Genomic DNA, 23,742 nt, shown 5'->3' with positions numbered 1-23,742 from the left:
ACGGCGGTTGCGCTGTGCCGTGGCGTGATGCGCCCTATCCTCCCCCGAACCGGTTTCCGAACGGCAAACATGGCCGGATGTGGATTCATCAAGGCGCTGCCCGCGCTGCTGCTGGGTTGCGCCCTCGTCCTCCTGCCCTTGCTGGCCCCCCAGGCCATGGCCCAGGTGCGGATCAAGGACATCGCCGATGTGGAGGGGGTCCGTGACAACCAGCTCGTCGGCTACGGGCTGGTGGTCGGCCTGCCCGGCACGGGCGACAAGCTCCGCTCCGCCGTCTTCACCCGCCAGTCCCTGGTCGGGATGCTGGAACGCCTGGGCGTCAACACCCGCGACAACGAGAAGCAGCTCGACACCAAGAATGTCGCCGCGGTGATGGTCACGGCGAACCTGCCCGCCTTCGCGCGGCCCGGCTCGCGTATCGACGTGGCGGTCTCGGCCCTGGGCGATGCCTCCAACCTCACCGGCGGCACGCTGCTCGTGACGCCGCTGCTGGGCGCGGATGGGGAGGTCTATGCCGTCTCCCAGGGCGCGCTCGCCACGGGCGCGATCGGTGCCAAGGGGCAGGCCGCCTCGGTGCAGCGGGGCGTGCCCACCGCCGGGCGCATCGCCAGCGGCGCGGTGGTGGAGCGCGAGATCCCCTTCGAGCTGGCCGGGCACGACCGCGTCCGCCTCGGCCTGCGGAACCCGGACATGACCACGGCGCGCCGGATCGCGGGAGCGATCAACGCGCGCTTCCCCGGCCTCGCCACCGCCACCGACCCGCGCACCGTGGTGATGATGACGCGCGGCATGGACGTGGCCGGCCTGCTCGGGGAGATCGAACAGCTCCGCGTCGTGCCCGACCAGTCGGCCAAGGTGGTGATCGAGGAGGCCTCCGGCACCATCGTCATGGGCGCCGATGTGCGAATCTCCACCGTCGCCATCGCCCAGGGCAACCTGACCATCCGGATCACCGAGACGCCGCAGGTGAGCCAGCCCGCGCCGCTTTCCAACGGCCAGACCACGGTGGTGCCGCGCACCGGCATCGAGGTGGACGACCAGAACGGCCGCCGCCTCGGCATCCTGCCGCGCTCCGTCACGCTGCAGGAGCTGGTGAACGGGCTGAACGCCCTGGGCGTCGGGCCGCGCGACATGATCACCATCCTGCAATCCATCAAGGCGGCGGGTGCCTTGCAGGCCGAGCTGGAGGTGCGCTGATGGGCCCCACCCTGCCCTCCACGGTCTCCGGCCAGCCGCCCCGCCTGGAGGCGGTGCGCGAGGCCGCGCGGAAGTTCGAGGCCCAGGCCCTGGGCGCGCTGCTGCAGCCCGCCTTCGCCACCGTCAGCGCCGGCACCTTTGGCGGCGGCGCGGCGGAAGGGCAATGGCGGCCGATGCTGGTGGACGCCTATGCCGAGGCCTGGAGCCGCCAGGGCGGCATCGGTCTCGCCGCCTCGGTGATGCAGGAGATGCTGCGCGCGCAAGGATCAGGTGCCGGGACGGGCGCCGCGAACCCTTCCTCAATCCCTGACGGTGGAGAATCCCCCGCATGATGATGCAGTCGCTGATCACCGCCGGCCACCGCCTCGCCGAGGCCCTGGCCGAGGAGAACGAGGCCCTGGCGCGGCTCGACCTGCTGCGCGCCGCGAAGCTCGCGGATGCCAAGATCCGCGCCTCCGAGGCCTTCTCCGCCGCGCATGTCGCCGTGCACCGGACGGGTGCGCGGATCGCCGACGAGACACAGCGCGAGGAAACCGAACAGCTTTCCCTGCGGCTGAAGGACCTCTCGGACGAGAACCGCCGCCTGCTGGAACGCGCCATCGCCCTGCAGGCCAAGGTGATCGAGACCATCGCGGGCGCCGCCCTGCCCTATGCGCAGCCGGTCACCTACACCACCGGCGGCCGCCGCGCGCCGCTGCGCCCGGTGCCCTTCCTGAGCATCGGCACCCGCGCCTGAGCGCTCTTCCCCGGCCCCGCGGGGGTGGGACGGCCGCGCCGAACAATCGCGCGAGCCGCCAGGGGAATGCCGCGCCCGGGATGGCGCCCCGTTCCGGCCTGCGGCATAGCCGAAGGCATGGGAGATGACGACGCCTGGGCCATGCTGATGCGCGCGGCGCGCGGCGGGCCGCCACCGCCGGACCATGCGCTCGCGCGCCTCTTCATGCCGCTGCTGCGCCCCGCCGGGGACGGGGATGGACGCTGCCTCGTGCTCGGCCGCCTCGCCCAGACGCTGGACGGGCGCATCGCCACCGCCTGTGGCGCCAGCCACTGGATCGGCGGTCGGGGCGACATCCTGCACACGCACCGGCTGCGCGCGCTCTTCGATGCCGTGGTGGTCGGCGCCGGCACGGTCGCGGCCGACGACCCGCGGCTCACGACGCGGGAGGTGGACGGCCCCGACCCGGTGCGCGTGGTGATCGACACGGAACGGCGGCTGGGCACCGGCCACAAGGTCTTCGCCGGCCCGCCGCGCACCCTCCTGGCCTGCGCCGAGGACGCGCCGGGCGATGGCGGCACGCATCACGGCAGCGCCGAGATCCTGCGCCTGCCGCGCGACGGCTTCCTGCCCGCCCTGATGCGGGCGCTCTTCGCACGGGGGCTGCGCCGCGTCTTCGTGGAGGGCGGCGGCATCACCGTCTCCCGCTTCCTGGCGGCGGGCCTGCTGGACCGGCTGCACCTGACCGTGGCGCCGGTCATCCTGGGTTCCGGCCGCCCGGCCTTCGTGCTGCCGGAGGTCGCGCGCATCGCCGAGGGGCTGCGTTTCGCCTGGACGGTGCATTCGCTGGGCGACGACGTGCTCTTCGACATCCCTCTGGACCAGGCCAGGCCGGGCATCTGCCGGGAAGCCACGGCGTGACGGAGGCGACGGCGCTCTGGAGCGTCGCGCCCGGCCGGGCCGAGCTGCGGCGCGAGATCCTGCCCGCGCCCGGCCCGGAGGAGGCGCTGGTGCGCAGCCTCGCCAGCGGGGTGTCGCGCGGCACGGAGCGCCTCGTTCTCGCCGGCCGCGTGCCGGAAAGCCAGTGGGGCGTCATGGCCGCGCCGCTGATGGGCGGTGCCTTCCCCTTCCCGGTGAAATACGGCTACGCGGCGGTGGGCGTGGTGGAGTCCGGGCCGGAGCGGCTGCTTGGGCGCCGCGTCTTCTGCCTGCATCCGCACCAGGACCGTTTCGTGGCGCCGGCCGCGATGTGCATCCCCGTGCCCGACCGCATCCCCGATCGCCGCGCCGTGCTGGCCGCGAACATGGAGACGGCGCTCAATATCCTCTGGGATGCCGCGCCGCTGATGGGCGAGCGCGCGCTGGTGATCGGCGCGGGCGTGGTCGGGCTGCTCGCCGCCTTCCTGATGTCGCGCATCCCCGGCATTGATCTCCATATCCTCGACCGCGATCCCGCGCGCCGCACGGTGGCGGAAGGGCTCGGCCTGCGCTTCGCCGGGCCGGAGGAAGCGCCGGCGGAGCGGGAACTGATCATCCATGCCAGCGCCAGCGCGGAGGGGCTGCGCCTCGCGCTCCGCTGCGCGACGATGGAAGCGCGCATCCTGGAGGCCTCCTGGTTCGGCGATGCGGAGATCGCCCTGCCGCTCGGCGAGGCCTTCCACGCGCGCCGCTTGCGCCTGTTCTCCACCCAGGTCGGCCAGGTCTCGCCCGCCATGCGCGGGCGTCGCACGCACGCGGAGCGGCTGGCGCTGGCACTGGCGCTGCTGGACGATCCCGCGCTGGATGCGCTCTGCGGCCCGGTGCTGCCTTTCGCCGAATTGCCGCAGGCGCTGCCGGGCCTGCTCGAAACGCCGCCCGGCCAGGATGCGCCGCTCTGCCCGGTCGTCGTCTATTGAGTCTTCGGGTATGGAGCCGGCAGGCGCCGTGACTTCGCGGCCGGGCATGGTGCCGGCGCGGAAGTCCTGCCGCCCTGCTCTTCCGTCCGGCGCGCCACGCCTTAATTCTGTCCGCACACCCCGGCCACACCCTCGCCCGGCGGCCGCGCCAACCCTTCGCCAGGAGGCTCCTTCCGCGTGTACAGCCTGACCGTCGCCGACCACATCATGATCGCCCATTCCTTTCGCGGCGTGGAATTCGGCCCCGCCCAGCGCGTCCATGGCGCCACCTTCGTCGTGGAGGCGGAGTTCCGCGCCGCGCGGCTGGACGGCGCGAACCTGCTGGTGGACATCGCCGCCGCGCGGGTCGAGCTGCGCCGCATCCTGGACGGGCTGGACTACCGCAACCTCGACGAGGTGCCCGAGTTGGCCGGGCAGAACACCACCACCGAATTCCTCTGCGCGCATATCCATGGGCTGCTCTCGGCCGCCCTGCGGGACGGTAAGCTCGGCGATGGCGGACGCGCCGTGCAGTCGCTGAAGATCCTGCTGCGCGAGAGCCCGCTGGCCTGGGCAGCCTATGAGGGCGCGGTGGCATGAACATCGCCTTCCTCGTCCCCGCCCCTTTCGACGCGGTAAGCGGCGGCTACGGCTATGACCGCCGCATCACCGCCGGGCTGCGCGAACGCGGCCATGCGGTGCGCGTGGTGGAGCTCGCCGGCCGGCATCCAATGCCCGATGCGGCGGCGGAAGCCTCGGCGCGCGAGGCGCTCGCCGCCTGCGCGGCGGAGGAGCGGATCGTGCTGGACAGCCTCGGCCTTCCCGCCTTCGCGCCGTTGGTGGAGGAGCTGGCGAAGCGCGGCGCCATCGGGCTGATCCACCATCCCACCTGCATCGAGACGGGCCATGACGACGCCACTCGCGCGGAGCTGCGGCGGCGCGAGGAGATCCTCTATCCGCGCCTCTCTCGCCTCGTCGCCACCTCGCCGCTGACCGCCGAAAGCCTGCCGCGCGAGTTCGGCGTGGAGGCCGGACGCGTCGCTGTGGTGGAGCCGGGCACCGACCCGGCGCCGCGTGCCCCGGGATCGGGCGGCGAGACCTGCCAGCTCCTCGCCGTCGGCGTCCTCGTGCCGCGCAAGGGGCATGACGTGCTGCTGCGCGCCGTGGCGCGGCTCATGGACCTCGACTGGCACCTGACCATTGCCGGGCCGGATGCCGACCCCGCCTGCGCCGCCGCGCTGCGCGCGCTGGCGAAGGAGCTGGATCTGGAGGAACGCGTCACCTTCGCCGGCCCCGTCACCGGCGCGGCGCTGGAGGCACTCTATGCCCGCAGCGACGTCTTCACCCTCGCTTCCCACTGGGAGGGCTATGGCATGGCGGTGGCCGAAGCCATGGCGCGCGGCCTGCCGCTGGCGATCACCAAGGGCGGTGCGCTGGCGGAGCTGATGCCGCCCGGCGCCGGTGTCGCTTCGCCGCCGGGCGATTCCGCCAGCCTCTCCAAGGCGATGCGGCGCGTGATCTTCGACCGCTTGCTGCGCCGGAAGATGGCCGATGCTTCCTGGGCCGCCGGGCAGCGGCTGCCGCGCTGGGAGGATCGCGCCGATGCCTTCGCGGCGCTGCTGGAGGGCGCGGCGTGAGCGAGAGCTTCGACGCCACCTGGCTGGCGCTGCGCGAGCCCGCCGACGCCTTCGCGCGCGATCCCGCGCTGGCGGAACGCCTCGTCTCCCTGCTGCCGAAGCGCCCGCATCTGGTCGATCTCGGCGCGGGCACCGGCAGCCTGTTCCGCTGGCTCGCCCCCAGGATCGGCGGCGCGCAGGCCTGGACGCTGGTGGACAGCGACGCCGCGCTGGTGGAGGAGGCCTTCGACACCATCGCCCGCCGCGCGGACAGCATCGGCCTGACGGTGAGCGCGCCGAACAAGCGGACCCTGCTGGTCCATGCGCCCGAGGGTGCCTGGCGGGTGGAAGGGCTGATCGCCGATCTCGCCGACGCGCCGGACTGGCTGCCGAAGCGTGGCGCCGATGCGGTGGTCTGTTCCGCCCTGCTGGACCTCGTGTCCGAGGACTGGCTGGAGGATCTGGCCGATGTGGTCGAATGCCCCTTCTATGCCTCCATGACCGTGGACGGGCGCGACCGCTTCCTGCCGCCGCATCCGCTCGACGGCGTGGTGGCGCAGGCCTTCCGCCGCGACCAGCGGCGCGACAAGGGCTTCGACGGACCAGCCCTGGGCGGTGGCGCCCCGGCGGCGGCGGCACGTGCCTTCGCCGCGCGCGGCTTCTCGGTGGAGCAGGCGGGGTCGGCCTGGGAGCTCGGGCCGCGCCGCCATCGCGAGTTGCTGCTGGAGCTGGTGCTCGGCCATGCCGATGCGGCGAGCGCCCATCTGCGGCAGCCGCGCCGCATCGAGGCCTGGACCGAGGCCCGCAGCCGTCAGTGGCGACAGAACCGCCTGCGGGCAGTGATCGGGCATCGCGACCTGCTGGCGCTTCCTGCCGCGGGCTGATCCAACGCCCCCTCGCACCGAGGAGACTGCACCATGCCCCTTCTTCTGGGCTGCATCGCGGATGATTTCACCGGGGCGACCGACCTCGCCTCCATGCTGGTGCGCCATGGCATGCGCACGATCCAGGTGATCGGTGTGCCGGACGGGCCGCTCCCCGAAGCCGATGCCGTGGTGGTGGCGCTGAAGTCCCACACCATCCCCGCGCCGGAGGCGGTGGCGCGGTCCCTGGCGGCGCTGGAGGCCCTGCTGGCGGCGGGGGCGCGCCAGATCCTGTTCAAGGTCTGCTCCACCTTCGACAGCACCGACGCGGGCAATATCGGCCCGGTGGCGGATGCGCTGCTGCGCCGTCTGCAGGCGGGCTTCGCGCTCGCCTGCCCGGCGTTTCCGGCGAATGGCCGCACCGTGTACCAGGGGCATCTTTTCGTCGGCAGCCGGCTGCTGAGCGAGAGCGGGATGCAGGACCATCCCCTGACCCCGATGTGCGACCCCGACCTGGTGCGCGTGCTGTCGCGCCAGACGGATGGCGGCGTCGGGCTGGTGGGCTTCGGCACGGTGGAACGGGGTGCGGGGGCGATCCGCCAGGCCATGACGCGCCTCGCGGAATCCGGCCGGCGCTATGCCATCCTCGACGCGCTGACCGACGCGCATCTGGTGGCGATCGGCGAGGCCGCGGCGGCGCATCCGCTGCTCGTCGGCGGCTCCGGCATCGCCATGGGCCTGCCGGAGAATTTCCGCCGCGCCGGGCTGCTGCCATCCCGCGACGATGCCGATGTGCTGCCGCCCATGCGGGGGCATGGCGCCGTGCTGGCGGGGTCCTGCTCCCGCGCCACGCTGGGGCAGATCGGCTTCGCGCGTGACCATCTGCCCGTGCTGGAACTCGACCCGCTGACGCAGGACGGTCCGGCGATGGTCGCCGCCGCGCTGGGATGGGTGGATGGCAAGCTGCGGGAAGACCGTCCGGTGGTGATCGCCACCTCCGCCATGCCCGATCGCGTGGCGCTGCTGCAGCGGCGCCTGGGACGCGAGGCGGCAGGCGCGATGGTGGAGGAAGCGCTGGCCGCGATCGCGGCGGGGCTGGCGGAACGCGGCGTCGGCCGGCTCCTCGTGGCAGGCGGGGAAAGCTCGGGGGCCGTGGTGCAGCGGCTGGGCGTGCGAAGCCTGCGCATCGGTGGCGAGATCGCGCCTGGCGTGCCCTGGACCTTCGCCGATCCGCCCGGGCTGCACCTCGCGCTGAAATCCGGCAATTTCGGCGGGCGCGACATGTTCCTGCGCGCCTTCGAGGATATGACCTGACGTGAAAAGGGGCGCCGCGTCGCCGTGGCGCCCCTTTTCACGGACCTCCGGAACGGGGCCGCCCGGAAGGGCAGGTCCCGTCCGTCAGGCGATCCGCCTCAATCCTCCTGCGGTTCGCCGTCATTGGCGACCACGGGCGGCAGATCCATCACCGGCTCCGGCGTCGTCACGATCGAGGCGGCCTCGGCCTTGCGGCGCGCACGCGTCACGGCGGCCTTCTTCGCGGCCTCGGAGCGCGTGCTGGACGCGGTCGCGGCCGGCTTGGCGGCGGCGGGCTTGCGGGACGTGCCGCGCGTCGTGGCGGGCTTCGGCGCCGCCGTGCGGGTCGCCGGCTTGCGGGCCGTGGCGACGCGTCGCGTGGTGGGCTTGGCGGCGCTGCGCGTCGTGGCCTTGCGGGCGGTGGCGGCGCGCTTCGGCGCGGCGGGCTTGGCGGCGGTGCGGGCCGGCGCCTTGCGGGCGGCGGTGGTCGTCTTCCGCGCGGCGGGCTTCTTCGCCGTGGTCGTGCGCGTGGCGGCGGCGCGGCGGGTCGTCGTCGCCTTCTTCGCGGCCGGCTTCGCCGCGGCGGTGCGCGTGGTCGCCGTGCGACGGGTCGCCGTCGTCGCCTTCTTCGCGGCGGGCTTGCGCGCCGTCGTGGTGCGGGCGGCGGTCGCCGTCTTCCGCGCGGCGGGCTTCTTCGCCGTGGCCGTACGCGTGGTCGCCGTGCGGCGGGTCGCCGCCGTCGCCTTCTTCGCGGCGGGCTTCTTCGCCGTGGCCGTGCGCGTGCTGGCCGCCCGGGTCGCCGTCGCCTTCTTCGCGGCCGGCTTCTTGGCTGCGGCCGTGCGGGTGGTTGCCGCCTTCTTCGCGGCGGGCTTCTTCGCCGCGGCCGGGGCCTTGCGGGTGGTGGTGGTGCCACGGCGCGCGCTGGTGCTGCTGCGACGGGTGGTGCTCACCGCCATGGCCTGGGCCCGCGGGGCCTTCTCGCCGGTTTCTTCACTCATGACTGGTCTCCTGCTCGATTCTGAAGGATGTCGTCTGTTTGCCCGGAACGGCAACGCGTCATGCCGTCCCCGGCTGCAACACGCGCGAAAGGAATGTCTTGAAGTGCCGGTCCGAACGTCGCCGGGCCTGTCCGGCGGATCGTCCCGGACACCGGGGTCGCATCCGGACAACGCATCCCGAACCTGTCCACCAGGGACAACCGCCCGGCTGTGGGATGCCTGACCAGCTTCCATGCTGGCTCCTGGTTCCGAACCGTTCCTCGTTCCGCGACACCACCTGCTGAGGCTTTTCGCCGAAGCCGCATCCGACACCCAGCCGTGCGTCGCTTCAAACGAATCGCGCGAATCATGGCGCGTGACGCACGCTATCGGGATGCACCCGATGCTTGTCAACGAAAACGCGTGCCACCTCTGTCCTGCGCGCTCCGCTGCATGTCGCCGGATGCACGGCGTGGATACGATCACCGCCACGTTGCCGCGCTTCGCGCCATCGTCGCCGGGGGTGCATCTTCCGCGACAGGCTGTCGGCTCCACGTTCCGGCGATCCTCCGTTCCGGGGCTTCGCCATGGCCGGGCAGGCATTCGCGCTTTCACGTCCGGCCTTTGCAGGACAGGGATGTCGCCGTTCCGTCGGCGACGTGCGGCAGCCGGCTGCCCTGCCCCGCCGCCATGCCGGGGCGGTACCGGCATCCGCCCGGTCCCTCCTGTCTCGCGCCACCCTCGCGCTTCCGACGCAACGGGTCTAGCGTCGCGCCCATCCGCAGACACGATGACGCGATCAACCGTGAGGCAGCCCCGATGAGCCAGACCTACGACTCCCTGATCCGGGGAGAGCTGGTGCTTCCCGACCGAATCCTCGCCGATGGCTGGGTGGCCGTCAGCGCCGGCCGCATCGCGGGAATCGGTGAGGGCGAACCGCCCGCCGCCCGCGCCGTGGCCGACCATCGCGGCGATCTCGTGCTGCCGGGCCTGGTGGATGGGCACATGCACACCGGCAGCGCGGTCGGTTTTCCCGGCATCGAGGGCGCGACCATGTCGGCCGCCGCCGGCGGCGTCACCACCTGCGTGGACATGCCCTATGACGTGCCGCGCGCGGTGACGGATGCCGAGATCTTCCGCGAGAAGGTGGAGTGGGTGGAGCGGCTGGCGCATGTGGACATCGCCCTGTACGGCACCATCCGCAAGCGTGGCGGGGTGGAGGCGATCCCCGCCCTGGCCGAGGCGGGCGCCTGCTCCTTCAAGCTCTCGACCTATGAGTACGACGAGAACCGCTTTCCCCGGATCGACCACATCACCATGGTCGAGGCTTTCCGGGAGATCGCGAAGACCGGGCTGATGGTCTCCGTCCACAACGAGGACCAGGAGATGGTCGAGTTCCTGACCTCCCAGGCGAAGGCAGAGGGGCGCACCGACCCGATCATGCATTGCCGCACCCGTCCGCCTCTGGCCGAGAGCATGGCGGATGGCGAGATCTTCGAGATCGGGCTGGAGACGGGTGCGCATGTCCACATGGCGCATTCCTCCATCGCCCGCGGCTTCCGCATGGCGGAGGATTTCCGGCGTGCCGGCGGCAAGGCCACGGGCGAGGCCTGCCTGCAGTATCTGTGCATGACCGAGGAGGACCTCGTCCGCCTGGAGGGCTTCGGCAAGTGCAACCCGCCCTTCCGCACGGCAGAGGAGGTGGAGCGCATGTGGGAGGAGCTGCTGGCCGGGCGCATCGCCTATGTCTCCACCGACCACGCCCCCTGGCCGCGCGAGAAGAAGATCTACCGGGGCGACATCTTCGCCGTCGGCGCCGGTCTCACCGGCATGCAGTCCTTCGCGCCCGTCATGTACTCCCTGCTGGCCGAGCGCGGCCTCTCGCCGCAGTTCATGGCGCTCTACTGCGCCGAGCGCCCGGCCCGCTTCCACGGCCTCTTCCCGAGGAAGGGTGCCATCCGCGTCGGCGCGGATGCCGATCTCTGCGTCATGGAGCGCGGCGACTTCACCTTCGATGCCGCCGAGATCCGGGACCGGGAGGACGCCCGCTGGTCACCCTATGACGGACGCCCGGTCAAGGCGCGCGTCGCCGCCACCTATCTGCGCGGTGCCTGCATCTGGGACGGACGGAATGTCCTGGCGAAGCCCGGCACCGGAGGCTTCGTGCCGCGCCAGCACCGTGACACCTATATAGGGTGACGCACGCCATGCTCCGTTTCCGTGATGCCACCGCCGCCGACCTGCCTGCCATCGTGCGCCTGATGGCCGACGATGGCTTCGGCGCGCAACGCGAGGCACCGGCCGCCCATGGTGCCGATGCCACGCTCTCTGCCGCCTATGAGCAGGCCTTCGCCGCCATCGCCGCCCTGCCCGGATGGTCGGTGATCCTGGCAGAGGATGCGGAGGGCGAGCCGGTCGGTTGCCTGCAATTCATGCTGCTGCCGCATCTGTCGCACCAGGGCGGGTTGCGGGCACAGGTGGAAAGCGTCCGCATCGCTTCCACCCATCGCGGGCGTGGCCTGGGCACGGCGCTGATGCGCCACGCCATCGGCCGGGCCCGGGCGGCGGGTTGCAGGCTGATGCAACTTACCACCCATGCCAGCCGCGCCGAGGCACGCCGCTTCTATGAGCAACTGGGTTTTTCTGCCACCCATAGTGGCATGAAGCTGAGTCTGGACGATCCCACGCCCGCATCCTGAGCATTGGCGCGGGGCGGAACCGGGTGTACCTCCCTGCCCCCATGACACAGCGACTCATCACCGTGGCCGGCGCACAGCTCGGCCCCATCCAGAAGGCGGAAGGCCGCGACGTCGCGGTCGGCCGCATGGTCCGGCTCATGGAACGTGCCCACCAGCGCGGTGCCCAGGTCGTCGTCTTCCCCGAACTGGCGCTGACCACCTTCTTCCCGCGCTGGTACGAGGAGGACACCGCCAATGCCGACCACTGGTACGAGACGGCGCTGCCTTCCAACGAAACCGCGCCTCTCTTCGAGGCCGCGCGGAAATACGGCATCGCCTTCCATCTGGGCTATGCCGAGAAGACGCCGGACGGGCGCCGCTTCAACACCGCCGTCTTCGTCCATCCCTCGGGCGAGATCGTCCTGAAGTACCGCAAGATCCACCTGCCCGGGCACAAGGAATACGACCCGATCCGGCAGGTGCAGCACCTGGAGAAGCGCTATTTCGAGATCGGCGACCTCGGCTTCCCGGTGACGCGCGCACCCATCGGCGAGCAGCAGGTGAATGTCGGCATGCTGATCTGCAACGACCGCCGCTGGCCGGAGGCCTGGCGCGTGCTCGGGCTGCAGCAGGTCGAGCTGGTCATGCTCGGCTACAACACCCCCAGCATCAACCAGGACCGTCGTGGCTTCGAGGCGCATCACCTGCGGGTGCTGCACAGCCATCTCTCGATCCAGTCCGGCTGCTACCAGAATGCCTGCTTCGGCGTCGGCGTGGCCAAGGGCGGCGTGGAGGACGGGCACGAGCTCTTCGGCCATTCCATCATCTGCAATCCCCAGGGCGAGATCATGGCCCAGGCGACCTCCTGGGACGACGAGCTGATCGTGGCGGATTGCGATCTGGACATGTGCAAGCTGGGCCGCACTACCATCTTCAACTTCGCTGCCCATCGCCGCCCCGAGGCCTATGGCCGCATCGTGGAACAGGTGGGCTCCGTCGAACCGCCCGTCTGGCAACCCGGCGGCGCGCGCCGCTGAGGCTGGGCGGGACGGGGTCCGGACCAGCCGGATAGGTCTTCGGGGGCTGCTCCCTGGGAACGATGGGCTTCCTGCCGCGTTCCTGGGGAAACGGAACAGGAAGACCATCGAGCCATGAAGCGCGTCGTCATGGCGGTTCTCGCCGCCAGCCTGGCCAGCCCCGTCATGATCGGTGCCGCCTGGGCGCAGGATGCCGCCCGCCAGGCCCAGCAGCAGCTGGACCAGGAATTCCGGCGGGAGCAGCAGAAGGACATCCTCAACCAGCAGCCCCCGACGGAAGCGCCGCAGAACCGCTCGGCGGCGATGACGCGGGCGGGGATGCTGGAGGCCGATCGCGCCCCGGACCTCAGCCAGCAGGGGGCACCCGCCGACAACGTCCGGGGCGGGGCGCATCTCCAGCGCCCGCCGGGCACCGGCCCGCAGGCAGGCGGCCCCGAGGCAACGCCCCTGCTGCAACAGCAGATTCGCTAGGGCGGGACACGCCGGGGCAGCGGCGCCACGCAACTCCCCGTCACTAGGCCACTGGCAACGTGGAGTTGTACGAGGCCCCCGTCGCCCTTCCCCCACCCTGGTGCTAGAGGAAGGTTGCCGCCGGCGATGCTTGGCCCGTCAGGGGCGGCCCCTGCGGTCAGCATCCCCCAACACGCTTCATGAAGGCCCGAGCCGGATGCCTGCCCTCCTGGTCCTGTCGCTGCTCCTGGCGTCCGGCACACCCGCCGCGGCCGCGATGCTGGACAGCCTGTTCGACCGCAGCTTCGGCAACCTCTTCGCGGAGGATGCCCGCGGCATGGGGCGCTCCAGGCCCTCTCCTGGCACCGATTCGGCCGAGCGCGAGGATGAGGGCCGACGTCTGCGCCGCGAGGCCTGGGCGGCGGAAAAGGCACGGTTGACGGAAAGCCCCGCGCCCCGCCTTTCGCAGCGGGGCGCCCCGGCCCGCTAGCCGGGCTGGCGCGGCGGCAGGCAGGTTTTGCTGCGGAAGAAGGACCATTCCTCGCAGACACGGCCATCCGGGAAGCGGCAGAGGCCGATCACACCGCCATCCGCCTGCTTCTGGAACTGCGTCATGCCGCCCTGGTCGCGGCAGAAGACAGAGGCGGGATTCGGCATGCCGGCCACAGGTCCCGCCGTGGATCGGCTTTCGCCCTGGCCTGCCTCCCCTGATGTCCTGTCGCTGCCCTGCGCGCCTCCGCAGCCAGCGAGAAGAGCGAGGGCCAGTGCGGCCAGTGGCGTCCATCCCCGATACCTCATGGCACCCGTCTCCTTCCCATGCCGGTGCAACGCAGGCCCGGCCGTGCGGCTGTGGCCGGGGCTCAGAGCCCAGCCTTCTCCAGCCCCAGGATCGCCCGGGCCAGCGCCTGGGCACGCGGCACCATGCTGCCGATCTCCAGGTACTCCTCCGGGCTGTGCGCCAGCCCGCCGACCGGCCCCACGGAGCAGAGGGTCGGCGCGCCCACGGCGGCGGTGAAACCGCTGTCGGCGCAGCCTCCGGCGAATTCCCCCTCGACCTTGAGGCCCGTCTCGGCCGCCGCGCCGCGATAGGCATCGAAGAGACGCTTCGCAGCCGCGTCCTGCACCAGCGGCAGGAACTCGCCCTTGATGGTCAGCACCGCCTTCGTGCCGGGTACGTAGGAGGTCGCGATGATCTCGTGGATCTTCCCCATGATCTCCTCGCGGTCCGCCGGATCGACATAGCGCAGGTCGATCTGCCCCTGGGCGTGCGGCGCCACGGTGTTCACGCTCTGGCCGCCGCTCACCAGCCCGACATTCAGCGTGATGCCGCGCTCCAGGTCGGTCAGGGCGTGGATCGCCACGATCTTCCGCGCCAGCTCGCCGATGGCGCTGATACCGCGTTCGAAGTTGCCGCCGGAATGCGCGGCACGGCCCTCGATATCCATCACCATGAAGACGCCGCCCTTGCGCCCCGTCACCACGTTGCCGGTGGGCCGCCCGGGTTCGCTGTTGAAGACGACGCGGGCGTTGCGCGCCTCCGCCTCGATCACCGGCCGCCCTTCCGGCGAGCCGATCTCCTCGTCGCCCGTGAACAGGCCGACCAGCGGCCCCGGCGCGCCGCCGATCGCCTTGAAGGCCGCCAGCACGAACATGTTCATCACCAGCCCGGCCTTCATGTCGGCCACGCCGGGGCCATAGGCGCGCCCGTCCTCGATGCGGAAGGGGCGCCGCGCAGGCTCGCCCTTCGGGAAGACCGTGTCGCGATGCCCCATCAGCAGGATGTTGCGCTGCCGGTTGCCGCTGGCCTGCGCGGCGCCCTCGCCCGCCTCGACCGTGGCGCGCAGGCAGTCGCCGAAGCGCTCGCCCGGTACGGTCTCCACGGGGATGCCGTGCTCGGCCAGGAAGCGGCTGGCGATGGCGCCCACCGCATCCACGCCCGCCTTGTCGTAGGAGCCGCCATCCGTGTTCACCATGGCCTCCAGCAACGCGACCATTCCGGACTCATGCTGCTGCAGCCAATCCAGGACACGGGCCTCGGTGGTGTCTGCGGACATGCTCGCTCTCCTCGACTGCGCGGCCTGCGGTCGTAGCAGAAGCGCGGCACACCCGGGAGATGCCATGCCGTCCCGACATGCGGTTCACGCCGCGCGCCGGCGCGGGTTAGCCTCCTGCCCAGCGGCGGTACGAATCCGCCATCCCGATCGGGGAGGAAAAAGCATGACCTACGGTAGAACCGGCCTGCGCCTGGCCGTCGCCGCCACGCTGCTGGGCGCCGCGCCGCTCGCGGCCCAGCCCGCGCCGCAGCAGCCATCGGGCGCGGCGCAGGGCATCTCGGAAAGCGCCGGCACCGGCACCTTCTCCCGCGCCGCGCAATCCGGCGTGCCCTATACCCTGGCGCCGCAACAGCCGCAGCGGAGTTGCGACGCCCTGCGTGCCGGGCTTTCCGGCGGCGAGGTCACCATCGTCTCCGCCACCAGCTTCGCGGCCACGGGCGATATCCCCGCCTATTGCCGCCTGCGCGGCGTCATCGCGCCGGAAATCCAGTTCGAGGTGAATCTGCCGGAGCATTGGAACCGCCGCTTCTACATGTTCGGCAATGGCGGCTATGCCGGGGAGGACCTCGATGCGCCCGCGCGGCGCGATACGCGGGAGGCCGCGCTGCGCCGTGGGTTCGTGGTCGCCAGCAACAACACGGGCCATGACGCGGAGCGCGAGCCGCTGGGCAGCTTCGCCGGCAACGCCGCGAAGATGGTCGATTACGCCTTCCGCGCCGTCCACCGCACGGTCGAGGAGGCCAAGCGCGCCACCGCCGCCTATTACGGCCGCCCGCCCGCCTATTCCTACTGGGATGCCTGTTCCACCGGCGGCCGGCAGGGGCTGATCTCGGCGCAGCGCTTCCCGGACGACTTCGACGGCATCCTGGCCGGCGCACCGGTCTCGAATTTCGTCGATACCATGGTGAACTACATCTGGAACGACCGTGCCCTGCGCGGCAGCGGCCTCACCACGGCCAAGATGAGCACCGTCTCGCAGGCAGTGATGGCGCGCTGCGATGCCGCCGACGGATTGAAGGACGGGCTTCTCGCCGATCCGCGCCGCTGCGACTTCGACCCGGCGCGCGACGTGAAACAGTGCGCGGCGGGCCAGGATGGCGATGACTGCCTGACCACACCGCAGGCCCGCGCCATTTCCGCCATCAACTCCGGCATCCGCCTGCCCGATGGCAAGCCCTATTTCCATGGCTTCCCGGTGGGGTCCGAGGCCAGCGGCCCCAGCCTGCCCGGCGGCTCGGATGTCGCGGGCGGCTGGACGCGCTGGATCATCCCCTTGCCCGGCCAGCCCTCGCGGCAGTTCGAATACGCCATGACCTTCATGCAGAACATGGCCTTCGGAAAGCCACGCCCGGATTTCGACCCGGCCAGCTTCGACTTCGCGCGCGATCCGGAACGCATGTCCGCCGCCCGCAGCCTGATCAACGCCACCGATCCGGACCTCTCCGGCTTCCGCCGGCGCGGCGGCAAGCTGATCATGTACCATGGCTGGGCGGACACGGCGCTGACGCCGCTGATGAGCGTGGAGTACTACGAGAAGGCCAGGGCGAAGAACGGCGACGCCACGCCCGATTTCTTCCGCCTCTTCATGGTGCCCGGCATGTTCCATTGCCGGGGCGGCTTCGGCACGGACAGCTTCGATGCCATGACCTCGCTGGTCGAATGGGTCGAGTCCGGCAAGGCACCGGATAGCATCCCGGCCGCCCAGCGCGCCGGCGACCGTGTCGCTCGCACCCGGCCGCTCTGCCCCTATCCGCAGGTCGCCACCTATGACGGCAAGGGCAATCCCGACGAGGCGGCGAGCTTCGCCTGCCGCGACCCGGGCTGAGGAACGGGTGGGCGGGGCAGGTGCCTGCCTTCCCCGCCCTCCGTCGCCCCGGGGGCCGCAACACACTGCAACGCAACAGTCCAAGGTGAAGGAACGTTCATCTCCCAGCTATGCAACCCGCGGGAGATGACCTGTGACCGAACGCCGCGCCCTCCTTTCCGCTGCTGCTCTCGGCACGGCGGCCTTCCTCGCCCGCCCGGCGGCGGCGCAGACCACCCCGGCCAGGGACCCCGCGGGAGCGGCATTGCCCATGAACGATCCCGGCGCCTCCGGCCGCTGGCGTCCGCCGCAGCGCCTGGGCCTCGGCTGCCAGCCGCTCAGCAACGGCTTCGGCAAGGTGGTCTCCCCGGCCACCGCCATCGCCACGGTGGAATCCGCCTGGGATTCCGGGATGCGCCTCTTCGACACCTCGCCCTGGTACGGGCTGGGCCGCAGCGAGCGTCGCATCGGCGCCGTGCTCAGCACCAAGCCGCGCGACGAATTCACCCTCTCCACCAAGGTCGGCCGCGTGCTGGAGCCGGATGCGGGACTGGCCCTGCGCCGCGTCGCCAACTGGGCCGAGGCCCCCGCCTTCCGCTATCGCTACGACTACAGCGCCGATGGCACGCGCCGCTCGATCGAGGACAGCCTGCAGCGCCTCGGCCTTTCGCGCATCGACATCGTCTTCGTCCACGACCTCTCGCCCGGCAACGAGCGCGATCTCGGCCGGCCCTGGCGCGAGGCCTTCGAGGAGGCCCGCAAGGGCGCCTTCCCGGCGCTCCAGAGGATGAAGGAGGAGGGCATCATCAAGGCCTGGGGCATGGGCGTGAACGACCCGGAACCCATCCTCGCCGCGCTGGAGGTGGCGGAGCCCGACATCTTCCTCGCCGCCACGCAGTACTCGCTCGCCGAGCATGGCCGGGCGCTCGACGGCATCATCCCCGCCGTGCGGGCCAAGGGCGTGTCGCTGATGATCGGCGCCCCGCTCAACGGCGGCTTCCTCGCCGGGAAAGATCGCTACGACTACGGCTCCTCCATCCCCGAACCGATGCAGCGCAAGCGCAGCCGCATGCAGGCCGTGGCACGGGAGCACGAGGTGGATCTCCGCACCGCCGCCCTGCACTTCCTCGACGCGCAGCCCGCCGTGTCCTGCTTCATCCCCGGCGCCAGCCATCCGGACCAGCCGCGCCAGAACGCGGAATCCTTCCGCACGACCGTTCCAGCGGGCTTCTGGGCGCAGATGAAGGAGGAAGGGCTGATCGACCGCCGCGCACCGACGCCCACGGCCTGAACAGCCGGCGGGCCGAGGGGGGCGAGTCCCCCGGCTACGCCTTCGCCGCCAGGTCCGGATCGGCCAGCGGGAAGCCGGCCGCCCGCTCGATCGCCCGCGCGGCGCGGAAGCACAGATCCTCCCGCCCCTGGGCAGCCGCCACCTGCACGGCGCGCGGCATTCCCTCGCCATCCAGCCCCACCGGCACGCTGATCGCCGGTTGCCGGGTCAGGTTGAACACAGCGGTCCAGGGCGCCCAGTCGCGCCACAGCGCCTGGGTGGGGTGCAGGGTCGGCTGATCCGCCCCGAAGGCCGCCGTTGGCGTGCAGGGCGCCAGGATCAGATCGTAGCGCAGGTGGAACTGCCCCGCCGCATGGGCCGCCTGGGTGCGCGCCGCCTCGGCGCCGAGGAAGTCGATGGCGCTCATGCCACCTTCGCGCCGCGCCACCTCCTCCAGCCCGGAATCCAGCATGCCGCGCTTGGCCTCCGGCGTCAGCGACACCATCCGCGCCAGCGCCACACCCCAGACGCGGCCGAAGGTCTCGCGGATATCGGGGAAGGCCGGATCGGCCTCCTCCACCAGCGCACCTTCCTGCCGCAGCCAGTCGGCGGCCTGTTGCAGCATGGCTTCGCCATCGGCATCCAGGGGCGCGGCGAAACCCGGGCGGCGCATCACCGCCACCCGCATCCCGCGCACGCCGCCCTCGATGCCCTGGCGCCAGTCGCGCGGCTCGTCCGGCAGGCAGTACGGATCGCGCACATCCGCCCGCGCCATGACGCCCAGCATCAGCGCCGCGTCGCGCACGCTGCGCGTCATCGGCCCGGCGCAGGAGACGCTGCCGAAGGCGCTCTGCGGCCATTGCGGCACGCGGCCATAGCTCGGCTTCACTCCCACCAGCCCGCAATAGGCGGCCGGGATGCGGATCGAGCCGCCCGCATCGGTGCCGACATGCAACGGCCCGAAACAGGCCGCCCCCGCCGCCCCGGCGCCGGAGGAGGAGCCGCCCGGAGTCCGCCGCGGGTCCCAGGGATTGCGCGTGATGCCGTGCAGCGGGCAGTCGCCCGGCGTCTTCCAGCCGAATTCCGTGGTGGTGGTCTTGCCCAGGATGACGGCCCCCGCCGCTTTCAGCCCCATCACCGCCGGCGCATCCTCCGGCGCCGGGGTGGCGTCGGTGATCTTGCTGCCGCGCCGGGTCGGGAAGCCCGCCACGTTCAGCAGGTCCTTCACCGTCACCGGCACGCCGTCCAGCGGCCCCAGCGGCCGCCCGGCGGCCCAGCGCGCCTCGCTCTCCCCCGCCTGCATCAGTGCGCGGGGATTCAGCGCCGCAAAGGCGTTCACCCAGGGATTGTAGCGCGCGACCCGCTCGGTCACGGCCTTCAGGGTCTCGACGGGGCTGATCGCCCGGCGCGCATAGAGCGCGAGCAGTTCCTCAGCGCTCATCAGCGCCGGATCGGTCTTGGTCGTCATCGCTGTCACCATCGCGCCGGCATCCTGCGCCCATGCCCGCTGCCGGGATAGGCCACGTCCGGTATGGCTGCGGCGCGTATGGCTGCCATGCCGCTGCCATGTCAGGCTGCGGGCATGTCCTTTCGCCCGCCTCCCGTGGTGCCCGAGCTCGACGTGGCAGATATCGACCGCACTCTGGCCGTCTATTGCGGACCCCTCGGCTTCCGCTTCCATGTCACGCGCCCCGAGGAGCGCTTCGCCTATCTCCTGCGCGGCGACGGGAACCGGCAGGTGCACCTGATGCTGCAGGAGGCCGCGGGGCCTGGCCGACGCTTCCGCACCGCGCCGCTGGAACACCCCTATGGGCGCGGCATCAACCTTCAGATCGAGGTCCCGGACGTGGAGGCGCTGCATCACGGCGCCCTGGCCTCCGGCCTCTCCATCGTCATCCCGCTGGAGGATCGCTGGTACCGGCAGGATGACACCGAGGCCGGCAACCGGCAGTTCGTGCTGGCCGACCCGGATGGCTACCTGCTGCGCTTCTTCACCGGCCTGGGGCGCAGGCCCTGGCGCGCCGCCCGCTGACCCGTTCCTCGCGGAACGGGCCGTCTCCGGATGACGTCCGGGCGGTCAGGCCTTCTCCAGCACCTTCGCGCGGCTGCGCATCAGCGGCTGGATCTTCTGGCCGAACTTGTCCATGCCCTCGATGAAGTCGTCGAAGGTGAGCATCAGCCCCTTCACCCCCGGCATCCCCGCCGCCTCGTCGAGCATGTGCGCCACCTGTTCGTAGCTGCCCACCAGCGTGCCCATGTTCCAGTTGACGCCGCTGGCCGAGCGCAGCACCGAGGCGGCCATCGAGGTGCCCGAGGCGTCCTTGTCATCCGCCGCACGGCCGAACATGTAGGCCAGCGCCTCCTTGTCGGCGCCCTTGAGGTACAGCTCCCACTTCGCCCAGGCCGCCTCCTCAGTCTCCTCGGCGATCAGCATGTACAGCACGTAGGAGCCCACATCGCGGCCGGCCTTCTCGCCCACCGCCTGCATCCGCGCGGGCAGCGCCGCGCATTTGCGGGGCTCGTTCACCCCTTCGCCCAGGATGAAGTTGTAGTCGCAGTACTGCGCCGCGAACTCCATGCCGCGGTCGCTCTGCCCCGCCGAGACCAGCTTGATCGGCACCTGCGGCGCGGGCTTGAGCATGCAGTGGTCCATCTGGAAGAACTGGCCCTTGAAGTCGGACTCCCCCGTCTCCCACAGCTCCTTCATGATCGTCACATACTCGGTGCTGTAGTCGTAGCGCCGGCCGAAATGCACGTCGCCCGGCCACAGCCCCATCTGGCTGTACTCGGTCTTGTGCCAGCCGGAGACGATGTTCACCCCGAAGCGGCCGCCGGAGATGCTGTCGATCGTCACCGCCATCCGCGCCACCATCGCCGGCGGCAGCGTCAGCACGGCGGTCGAGGCGAAGAGCTTGATCCTCGTCGTCACCGAGGCCAACCCGGCCATCAGCGTGAAGCTCTCCAGCCCGTAGTCCCAGTATTCCGTCTTGCCGCCGAAGCCGTGCAGCTTGATCATCGACAGCGCGAAATCCAGGCCATAGCCCTCGGCCTTCTGCACCACGCGCTTGTTGAGATCGAAGCTCGGCATGTATTGCGGCGAGGTCTCCGAGATGATCCAGCCATTGTTGTTGATGGGGATGAAGACACCGATATCCATGAACGACCCCCTCGGCGGCGCGCCCCGGCGCGCGGTTGCGGTGCCCCGGTTCGGAGCAATCGGCGTGCCAGCCCCGCCCGCCGCCTTCCGCCTCGCCACCGGGTGTTGACGGCGAGCCGCCGCGGCTCTCTCGTGTCCGCCTTCCGAGCCGAGAGGTGAGACGATGAGCGACCAGCCCATGAAGCCCTGGGAATGGCCCGAGCCGACCTGGCGCAGGATGGTCAACCGTGCCCGCGCCGGCCGCTCCCTGGCGCCCGCCTCCTGGCCCGGCGGCGCGCGGTGCTGCGTCGCCCTTTCCTTCGACGCGGACCACGATACCACGCCGCTGCGCGATGCCGACGAGAGCCCGATGCGCATCAGCCAGGGGCAGTACGGCAGCCGGCGCGGCATCCCCCGCATCCGCGCGCTGCTGAAGCGCTATGGTATCCCGGCCTCCTTCTTCTATCCGGCGGTCTCGGCGCTGATCTATCCGGAGGAGGTGCGCGCCCTGGCCGATGAGGGCCACGAGATCGGCATCCATTCCTGGATCCACGAGGCCAACACCACCCTGCCGCCGGGGGCGGAGCGCGACCTGACCATGCGCGCCGCCGATGTGCTGGAGAAGACCGCCGGGCGCCGTCCCGTCGGCATCCGCACTGCCTCCTGGGACTTCTCGGTCGATACGATGGACATCATCCGGGAGATGGGCCTGCTCTACGACAGCAGCCTGATGGCGGATGACGACCCCTATGAGATCGTCGCCGACGGCGTCCCCACCGGCATCGTCGAGCTGCCGCCGGAATGGATCAAGGACGACGCGCCCTATCTGAACTTCCAGCGCTTCAGCGGCCTGCGCCCCTATACGCCGCCTTCCGCCGTGGAGGAGATCTTCAAGGCGGAATTCGACGGTGCCTATGCCGAGGGCGGGCTCTTCCTGCTCACCATGCACCCGCACATCATCGGCCACCGCTCGCGCATCGCGCTGCTCGACCGGCTGGTGGAATACATCAAGGGCTTCGAGGGTGTCTGCTTCCTGACGCACGAGCAGGTCGCGCGCTACTGCAAGGAGAATGCCGCCGCTCCGGCCTGAAGCGGCGGCATCATCCGGGGGGAGGCCAGCCCTCCCCCCGGAGCCGGTTCAACCCGCCGCCACGGCGCCCGAGCTCGGCGACATCACGTCGCTCACCCCCACCGCCTCGCCATCCTCCCAGCGGATGATGTTCGGGCAGGCATAGTTCACCGGCATGGTGGCATGCTCCACCAACTCCAGCCCCCCCTGCCCCGCCAGCGCCTCCAGCACGGCGCCGGGCAGGCGCGGGTCGGCGCTGGTGGCGTCGGGGCTGGACACGTCGATGCGCGGCATCGCCGCCGCCGCCTCCGGCCCCATGCCGAAATCGAGCGAATAGGCCAGCATCTGGTACACGCTGGCCAGGATGCGCCGCCCACCCGAGGCACCGACGGCGATCACCGGCCCGGCCTTGCCCGCCTCGGACACCGTCAGCGGCAGCATGTTGCACAGCGGGCGCGCACCGGGGCGGATCGCATTGGCCGAACCCGGCGTCGGGTCGAACCACATCATGCCGTTGTTCATCAGCACGCCGGTCTTCGGCAGCACCATGCGGCCGCCCATCGAGGAGAGCAGCGTCGTGGTCAGCGACACCATGTTCCCCTCCGCATCCGTGGCGGTCAGGTGCGTCGTGCAGGTTTCCGCCGGCTCCGGTGGCGGGTTCGCGGCGCCCAGGCTGGTCAGCCGCTCCGCATAGGCATCGCGCATCGCCTGCGACAGCGCCACGTACCAGGCCGCATCCGGCTCGCCGCCCGGCCGCACCTCCGCCATCTGCCGCATCACCGCCGCCAGGGTCGGCGCCGCGGTCAGCCCACCAGCCGACTGCACGCGGAAGCGCCCGCGCCAGTCCAGCACCGTGGCGGGCCGGACCGCGGCGCGGCATTCCGCGAGATCCCCGGCGGAAACGAAGCTTCCCAGCTCCCGCAGATCCGCCACGAGGTCGGCGGCGACACCGCCCTCGTAGAAGTCGCGCAACCCGTGCCGCCGCAGCCGCTCCAGCGTCTCGGCGAGGTTGCCCTGGCGGAAGAAGCCCGGATTGCCCTGGTAGGGCGGCGTCGGCGGCAACCCGTCCGGCAGGTAGATCCGCGCGCTTTCCGGATAGAGGCGGATGATCTTCGCCGATGCCGCGACCTTGATCAGCGTGAACCAGTCCTGCGGCAGCCCACGCCGTGCCAGCGCCACCGCCGGGCCCAGCAGTTCCGCGAGGGGCATTCCCGTGCCGAACCGCTCGCGCAGCAGGTCGTAGCCCGCCACCGAGGAGGGGATCAGCGCCGAGAGCGGCCCGTGGATGTTGCGGTCGCCCTCGACTTCCGGCCAGGTGAAGAAGTCCTTCTTCACCTGGCCCGTCAGCCTGTAGGCGGCGGGGTCCACCCCCTTCGGCGCCACGGGGCCGAAATCCAGCACCTCGGCATTCTCCGCCCCGGCGCGGTGCACCATGCCGAAGCCGATGCCGCCGAGGCCGCTGTTCCAGGGTTCCACCACGGCCAGCGCGAAGGCTGCTGCCACCGCCGCATCCGCCGCATTGCCACCCGCCTCCAGCACCGCCACGCCCGCCTCGGCGGCCGCCTTGCTCTGCGACACCACCATGCCGCGCTTGCCGCGCGCGGAAGGCTTGGTCACCGCCCAGTTCTGGGTGCGGTGCGGCCGGGGCTGGTAGTCGGCGAGGTTCGGCGAGGCGTGCTGGGACATGGACATGGCTCCTTCGGCGCGGC

At 71.4% G+C, this 23,742-nt stretch carries 24 protein-coding genes; 18 read left to right on the top strand and 6 right to left on the bottom strand.

Features of this window, described 5'->3' with window-relative positions:
* The first annotated feature begins 69 nt into the window (after positions 1-69).
* The 9 genes from RGI145_RS06300 to otnK all read left to right on the top strand — a co-directional run bounded on the left by RGI145_RS06300 (position 70) and on the right by otnK (position 7,579).
* Positions 70-1,197, top strand: coding sequence for a flagellar basal body P-ring protein FlgI (locus RGI145_RS06300; protein ID WP_075797693.1), 1,128 nt, complete (start codon positions 70-72; stop codon positions 1,195-1,197).
* Complete coding sequence (locus tag RGI145_RS06295) at positions 1,197-1,529, top strand: rod-binding protein (protein WP_075797692.1); 333 nt, start codon at positions 1,197-1,199, stop codon at positions 1,527-1,529. The genes RGI145_RS06300 and RGI145_RS06295 overlap by 1 nt, the downstream gene beginning before the upstream one ends.
* Positions 1,526-1,933 carry a hypothetical protein gene (locus RGI145_RS06290; protein ID WP_027279827.1) on the top strand — a complete coding sequence of 136 codons (408 nt, stop codon included), beginning with the start codon at positions 1,526-1,528 and terminating at the stop codon, positions 1,931-1,933. The genes RGI145_RS06295 and RGI145_RS06290 overlap by 4 nt, the downstream gene beginning before the upstream one ends.
* A 117-nt stretch (positions 1,934-2,050) precedes the next feature.
* Positions 2,051-2,833, top strand: coding sequence for a RibD family protein (locus RGI145_RS06285; protein WP_237183225.1), 783 nt, complete (start codon positions 2,051-2,053; stop codon positions 2,831-2,833).
* Positions 2,830-3,807 (top strand): zinc-dependent alcohol dehydrogenase, encoded by a 978-nt coding sequence (locus RGI145_RS06280; protein WP_075797691.1) that lies wholly within the window; start codon positions 2,830-2,832, stop codon positions 3,805-3,807. The genes RGI145_RS06285 and RGI145_RS06280 overlap by 4 nt, the downstream gene beginning before the upstream one ends.
* Before the next feature lie 177 nt (positions 3,808-3,984).
* Positions 3,985-4,386, top strand: coding sequence for a 6-pyruvoyl trahydropterin synthase family protein (locus RGI145_RS06275; RefSeq protein WP_075797690.1), 402 nt, complete (start codon positions 3,985-3,987; stop codon positions 4,384-4,386).
* Positions 4,383-5,423 (top strand): glycosyltransferase family 4 protein, encoded by a 1,041-nt coding sequence (locus RGI145_RS06270; protein WP_075797689.1) that lies wholly within the window; start codon positions 4,383-4,385, stop codon positions 5,421-5,423. Before RGI145_RS06275 ends, RGI145_RS06270 begins: the two co-directional genes overlap by 4 nt.
* Complete coding sequence (locus RGI145_RS06265) at positions 5,420-6,286, top strand: class I SAM-dependent methyltransferase (RefSeq protein ID WP_075797688.1); 867 nt, start codon at positions 5,420-5,422, stop codon at positions 6,284-6,286. Before RGI145_RS06270 ends, RGI145_RS06265 begins: the two co-directional genes overlap by 4 nt.
* A 33-nt stretch (positions 6,287-6,319) precedes the next feature.
* Complete coding sequence (otnK, locus tag RGI145_RS06260; RefSeq protein WP_075797687.1) at positions 6,320-7,579, top strand: 3-oxo-tetronate kinase; 1,260 nt, start codon at positions 6,320-6,322, stop codon at positions 7,577-7,579.
* A 98-nt stretch (positions 7,580-7,677) separates the two neighbouring features.
* On the opposite strand, the gene RGI145_RS24955 is transcribed toward otnK, so the two are convergent.
* Complete coding sequence (locus RGI145_RS24955) at positions 7,678-8,556, bottom strand: histone (protein WP_156878452.1); 879 nt, start codon at positions 8,554-8,556, stop codon at positions 7,678-7,680.
* A 798-nt stretch (positions 8,557-9,354) separates the two neighbouring features.
* Here RGI145_RS24955 and RGI145_RS06250 point away from each other — a divergent pair.
* The 5 genes from RGI145_RS06250 to RGI145_RS06230 all read left to right on the top strand — a co-directional run bounded on the left by RGI145_RS06250 (position 9,355) and on the right by RGI145_RS06230 (position 13,190).
* Positions 9,355-10,734: a dihydroorotase gene (locus tag RGI145_RS06250; RefSeq protein ID WP_075797685.1), complete on the top strand. Its 1,380-nt coding sequence runs from the start codon at positions 9,355-9,357 to the stop codon at positions 10,732-10,734.
* A gap of 8 nt (positions 10,735-10,742) precedes the next feature.
* Positions 10,743-11,234, top strand: a complete 492-nt coding sequence (locus RGI145_RS06245) for a GNAT family N-acetyltransferase (protein ID WP_167668246.1) — start codon at positions 10,743-10,745, stop codon at positions 11,232-11,234.
* Positions 11,235-11,275: 41 nt separating this feature from the next.
* Complete coding sequence (locus tag RGI145_RS06240; protein ID WP_075797683.1) at positions 11,276-12,250, top strand: N-carbamoyl-D-amino-acid hydrolase; 975 nt, start codon at positions 11,276-11,278, stop codon at positions 12,248-12,250.
* A gap of 114 nt (positions 12,251-12,364) precedes the next feature.
* The gene (locus RGI145_RS06235; RefSeq protein WP_075797682.1) at positions 12,365-12,721 is read left to right on the top strand and encodes a hypothetical protein; all 357 of its coding nucleotides are present in this window, start codon (positions 12,365-12,367) and stop codon (positions 12,719-12,721) included.
* Between the two features lie 196 nt (positions 12,722-12,917).
* On the top strand, positions 12,918-13,190 hold the full coding sequence (locus tag RGI145_RS06230) for a hypothetical protein (protein ID WP_075797681.1): 273 nt from the start codon (positions 12,918-12,920) through the stop codon (positions 13,188-13,190).
* Here RGI145_RS06230 and RGI145_RS25405 read toward each other — a convergent pair.
* Both RGI145_RS25405 and RGI145_RS06220 read right to left on the bottom strand, forming a co-directional pair.
* Positions 13,187-13,357 (bottom strand): putative hemolysin, encoded by a 171-nt coding sequence (locus RGI145_RS25405; protein ID WP_167668245.1) that lies wholly within the window; start codon positions 13,355-13,357, stop codon positions 13,187-13,189. The two genes, RGI145_RS06230 and RGI145_RS25405, sit on opposite strands and share 4 nt — an antisense overlap.
* A gap of 203 nt (positions 13,358-13,560) precedes the next feature.
* Positions 13,561-14,754, bottom strand: a complete 1,194-nt coding sequence (locus RGI145_RS06220; protein ID WP_075797680.1) for a M20 family metallopeptidase — start codon at positions 14,752-14,754, stop codon at positions 13,561-13,563.
* Between the two features lie 163 nt (positions 14,755-14,917).
* Here RGI145_RS06220 and RGI145_RS06215 point away from each other — a divergent pair, with 163 nt between their 5' ends.
* Together RGI145_RS06215 and RGI145_RS06210 are read left to right on the top strand one after the other, a co-directional pair.
* Positions 14,918-16,579, top strand: a complete 1,662-nt coding sequence (locus RGI145_RS06215) for a tannase/feruloyl esterase family alpha/beta hydrolase (protein WP_075797679.1) — start codon at positions 14,918-14,920, stop codon at positions 16,577-16,579.
* 133 nt (positions 16,580-16,712) lie between these two features.
* Positions 16,713-17,849 (top strand): aldo/keto reductase, encoded by a 1,137-nt coding sequence (locus RGI145_RS06210; protein WP_075797678.1) that lies wholly within the window; start codon positions 16,713-16,715, stop codon positions 17,847-17,849.
* A gap of 34 nt (positions 17,850-17,883) precedes the next feature.
* On the opposite strand, the gene RGI145_RS06205 is transcribed toward RGI145_RS06210, so the two are convergent.
* Entirely contained in the window at positions 17,884-19,308 is a 1,425-nt protein-coding gene (locus RGI145_RS06205) for an amidase family protein (RefSeq protein ID WP_083670479.1), read from the bottom strand.
* Between the two features lie 102 nt (positions 19,309-19,410).
* Between RGI145_RS06205 and RGI145_RS06200 the strand changes: the two genes are divergently transcribed.
* Positions 19,411-19,860, top strand: coding sequence for a bleomycin resistance protein (locus RGI145_RS06200; RefSeq protein ID WP_075797677.1), 450 nt, complete (start codon positions 19,411-19,413; stop codon positions 19,858-19,860).
* 45 nt (positions 19,861-19,905) lie between these two features.
* On the opposite strand, the gene rutA is transcribed toward RGI145_RS06200, so the two are convergent.
* Positions 19,906-20,985: a pyrimidine utilization protein A gene (gene rutA, locus RGI145_RS06195; protein WP_075797676.1), complete on the bottom strand. Its 1,080-nt coding sequence runs from the start codon at positions 20,983-20,985 to the stop codon at positions 19,906-19,908.
* Positions 20,986-21,148: 163 nt separating this feature from the next.
* Here rutA and RGI145_RS06190 point away from each other — a divergent pair, with 163 nt between their 5' ends.
* Complete coding sequence (locus RGI145_RS06190) at positions 21,149-22,054, top strand: polysaccharide deacetylase family protein (RefSeq protein WP_075797675.1); 906 nt, start codon at positions 21,149-21,151, stop codon at positions 22,052-22,054.
* A gap of 48 nt (positions 22,055-22,102) precedes the next feature.
* Here the strand turns inward: RGI145_RS06190 and RGI145_RS06185 are convergent, their stop codons facing one another.
* Positions 22,103-23,719 carry a gamma-glutamyltransferase gene (locus tag RGI145_RS06185; RefSeq protein ID WP_075797674.1) on the bottom strand — a complete coding sequence of 539 codons (1,617 nt, stop codon included), beginning with the start codon at positions 23,717-23,719 and terminating at the stop codon, positions 22,103-22,105.
* Positions 23,720-23,742: the final 23 nt, after the last annotated feature.

It is taken from the genome of Roseomonas gilardii (assembly GCF_001941945.1).
Classification (GTDB): Bacteria; Pseudomonadota; Alphaproteobacteria; order Acetobacterales; family Acetobacteraceae; genus Roseomonas.
This window is presented reverse-complemented; position numbering and strand designations above follow the sequence as displayed.

What these genes read in the sequence shown, in the direction of transcription:
- RGI145_RS06270 (WP_075797689.1), top strand. Translation starts at nt 4,383, where the DNA reads ATGAACATCGCCTTCCTCGTCCCCGCCCCTTTCGACGCGGTAAGCGGC.
- RGI145_RS06200 (WP_075797677.1), top strand. Translation starts at nt 19,411, where the DNA reads ATGTCCTTTCGCCCGCCTCCCGTGGTGCCCGAGCTCGACGTGGCAGAT.
- RGI145_RS06250 (WP_075797685.1), top strand. Translation starts at nt 9,355, where the DNA reads ATGAGCCAGACCTACGACTCCCTGATCCGGGGAGAGCTGGTGCTTCCC.
- RGI145_RS06290 (WP_027279827.1), top strand. Translation starts at nt 1,526, where the DNA reads ATGATGATGCAGTCGCTGATCACCGCCGGCCACCGCCTCGCCGAGGCC.
- rutA (WP_075797676.1), bottom strand. Translation starts at nt 20,985, where the DNA reads ATGGATATCGGTGTCTTCATCCCCATCAACAACAATGGCTGGATCATC.
- RGI145_RS06185 (WP_075797674.1), bottom strand. Translation starts at nt 23,719, where the DNA reads ATGTCCCAGCACGCCTCGCCGAACCTCGCCGACTACCAGCCCCGGCCG.
- RGI145_RS06230 (WP_075797681.1), top strand. Translation starts at nt 12,918, where the DNA reads ATGCCTGCCCTCCTGGTCCTGTCGCTGCTCCTGGCGTCCGGCACACCC.
- RGI145_RS06240 (WP_075797683.1), top strand. Translation starts at nt 11,276, where the DNA reads ATGACACAGCGACTCATCACCGTGGCCGGCGCACAGCTCGGCCCCATC.
- RGI145_RS06190 (WP_075797675.1), top strand. Translation starts at nt 21,149, where the DNA reads ATGAGCGACCAGCCCATGAAGCCCTGGGAATGGCCCGAGCCGACCTGG.
- RGI145_RS06295 (WP_075797692.1), top strand. Translation starts at nt 1,197, where the DNA reads ATGGGCCCCACCCTGCCCTCCACGGTCTCCGGCCAGCCGCCCCGCCTG.
- RGI145_RS06285 (WP_237183225.1), top strand. Translation starts at nt 2,051, where the DNA reads ATGGGAGATGACGACGCCTGGGCCATGCTGATGCGCGCGGCGCGCGGC.
- RGI145_RS06205 (WP_083670479.1), bottom strand. Translation starts at nt 19,308, where the DNA reads ATGGTGACAGCGATGACGACCAAGACCGATCCGGCGCTGATGAGCGCT.
- RGI145_RS06300 (WP_075797693.1), top strand. Translation starts at nt 70, where the DNA reads ATGGCCGGATGTGGATTCATCAAGGCGCTGCCCGCGCTGCTGCTGGGT.
- RGI145_RS06235 (WP_075797682.1), top strand. Translation starts at nt 12,365, where the DNA reads ATGAAGCGCGTCGTCATGGCGGTTCTCGCCGCCAGCCTGGCCAGCCCC.
- RGI145_RS06245 (WP_167668246.1), top strand. Translation starts at nt 10,743, where the DNA reads ATGCTCCGTTTCCGTGATGCCACCGCCGCCGACCTGCCTGCCATCGTG.
- RGI145_RS24955 (WP_156878452.1), bottom strand. Translation starts at nt 8,556, where the DNA reads ATGAGTGAAGAAACCGGCGAGAAGGCCCCGCGGGCCCAGGCCATGGCG.
- RGI145_RS25405 (WP_167668245.1), bottom strand. Translation starts at nt 13,357, where the DNA reads ATGCCGAATCCCGCCTCTGTCTTCTGCCGCGACCAGGGCGGCATGACG.
- RGI145_RS06215 (WP_075797679.1), top strand. Translation starts at nt 14,918, where the DNA reads ATGACCTACGGTAGAACCGGCCTGCGCCTGGCCGTCGCCGCCACGCTG.
- RGI145_RS06220 (WP_075797680.1), bottom strand. Translation starts at nt 14,754, where the DNA reads ATGTCCGCAGACACCACCGAGGCCCGTGTCCTGGATTGGCTGCAGCAG.
- otnK (WP_075797687.1), top strand. Translation starts at nt 6,320, where the DNA reads ATGCCCCTTCTTCTGGGCTGCATCGCGGATGATTTCACCGGGGCGACC.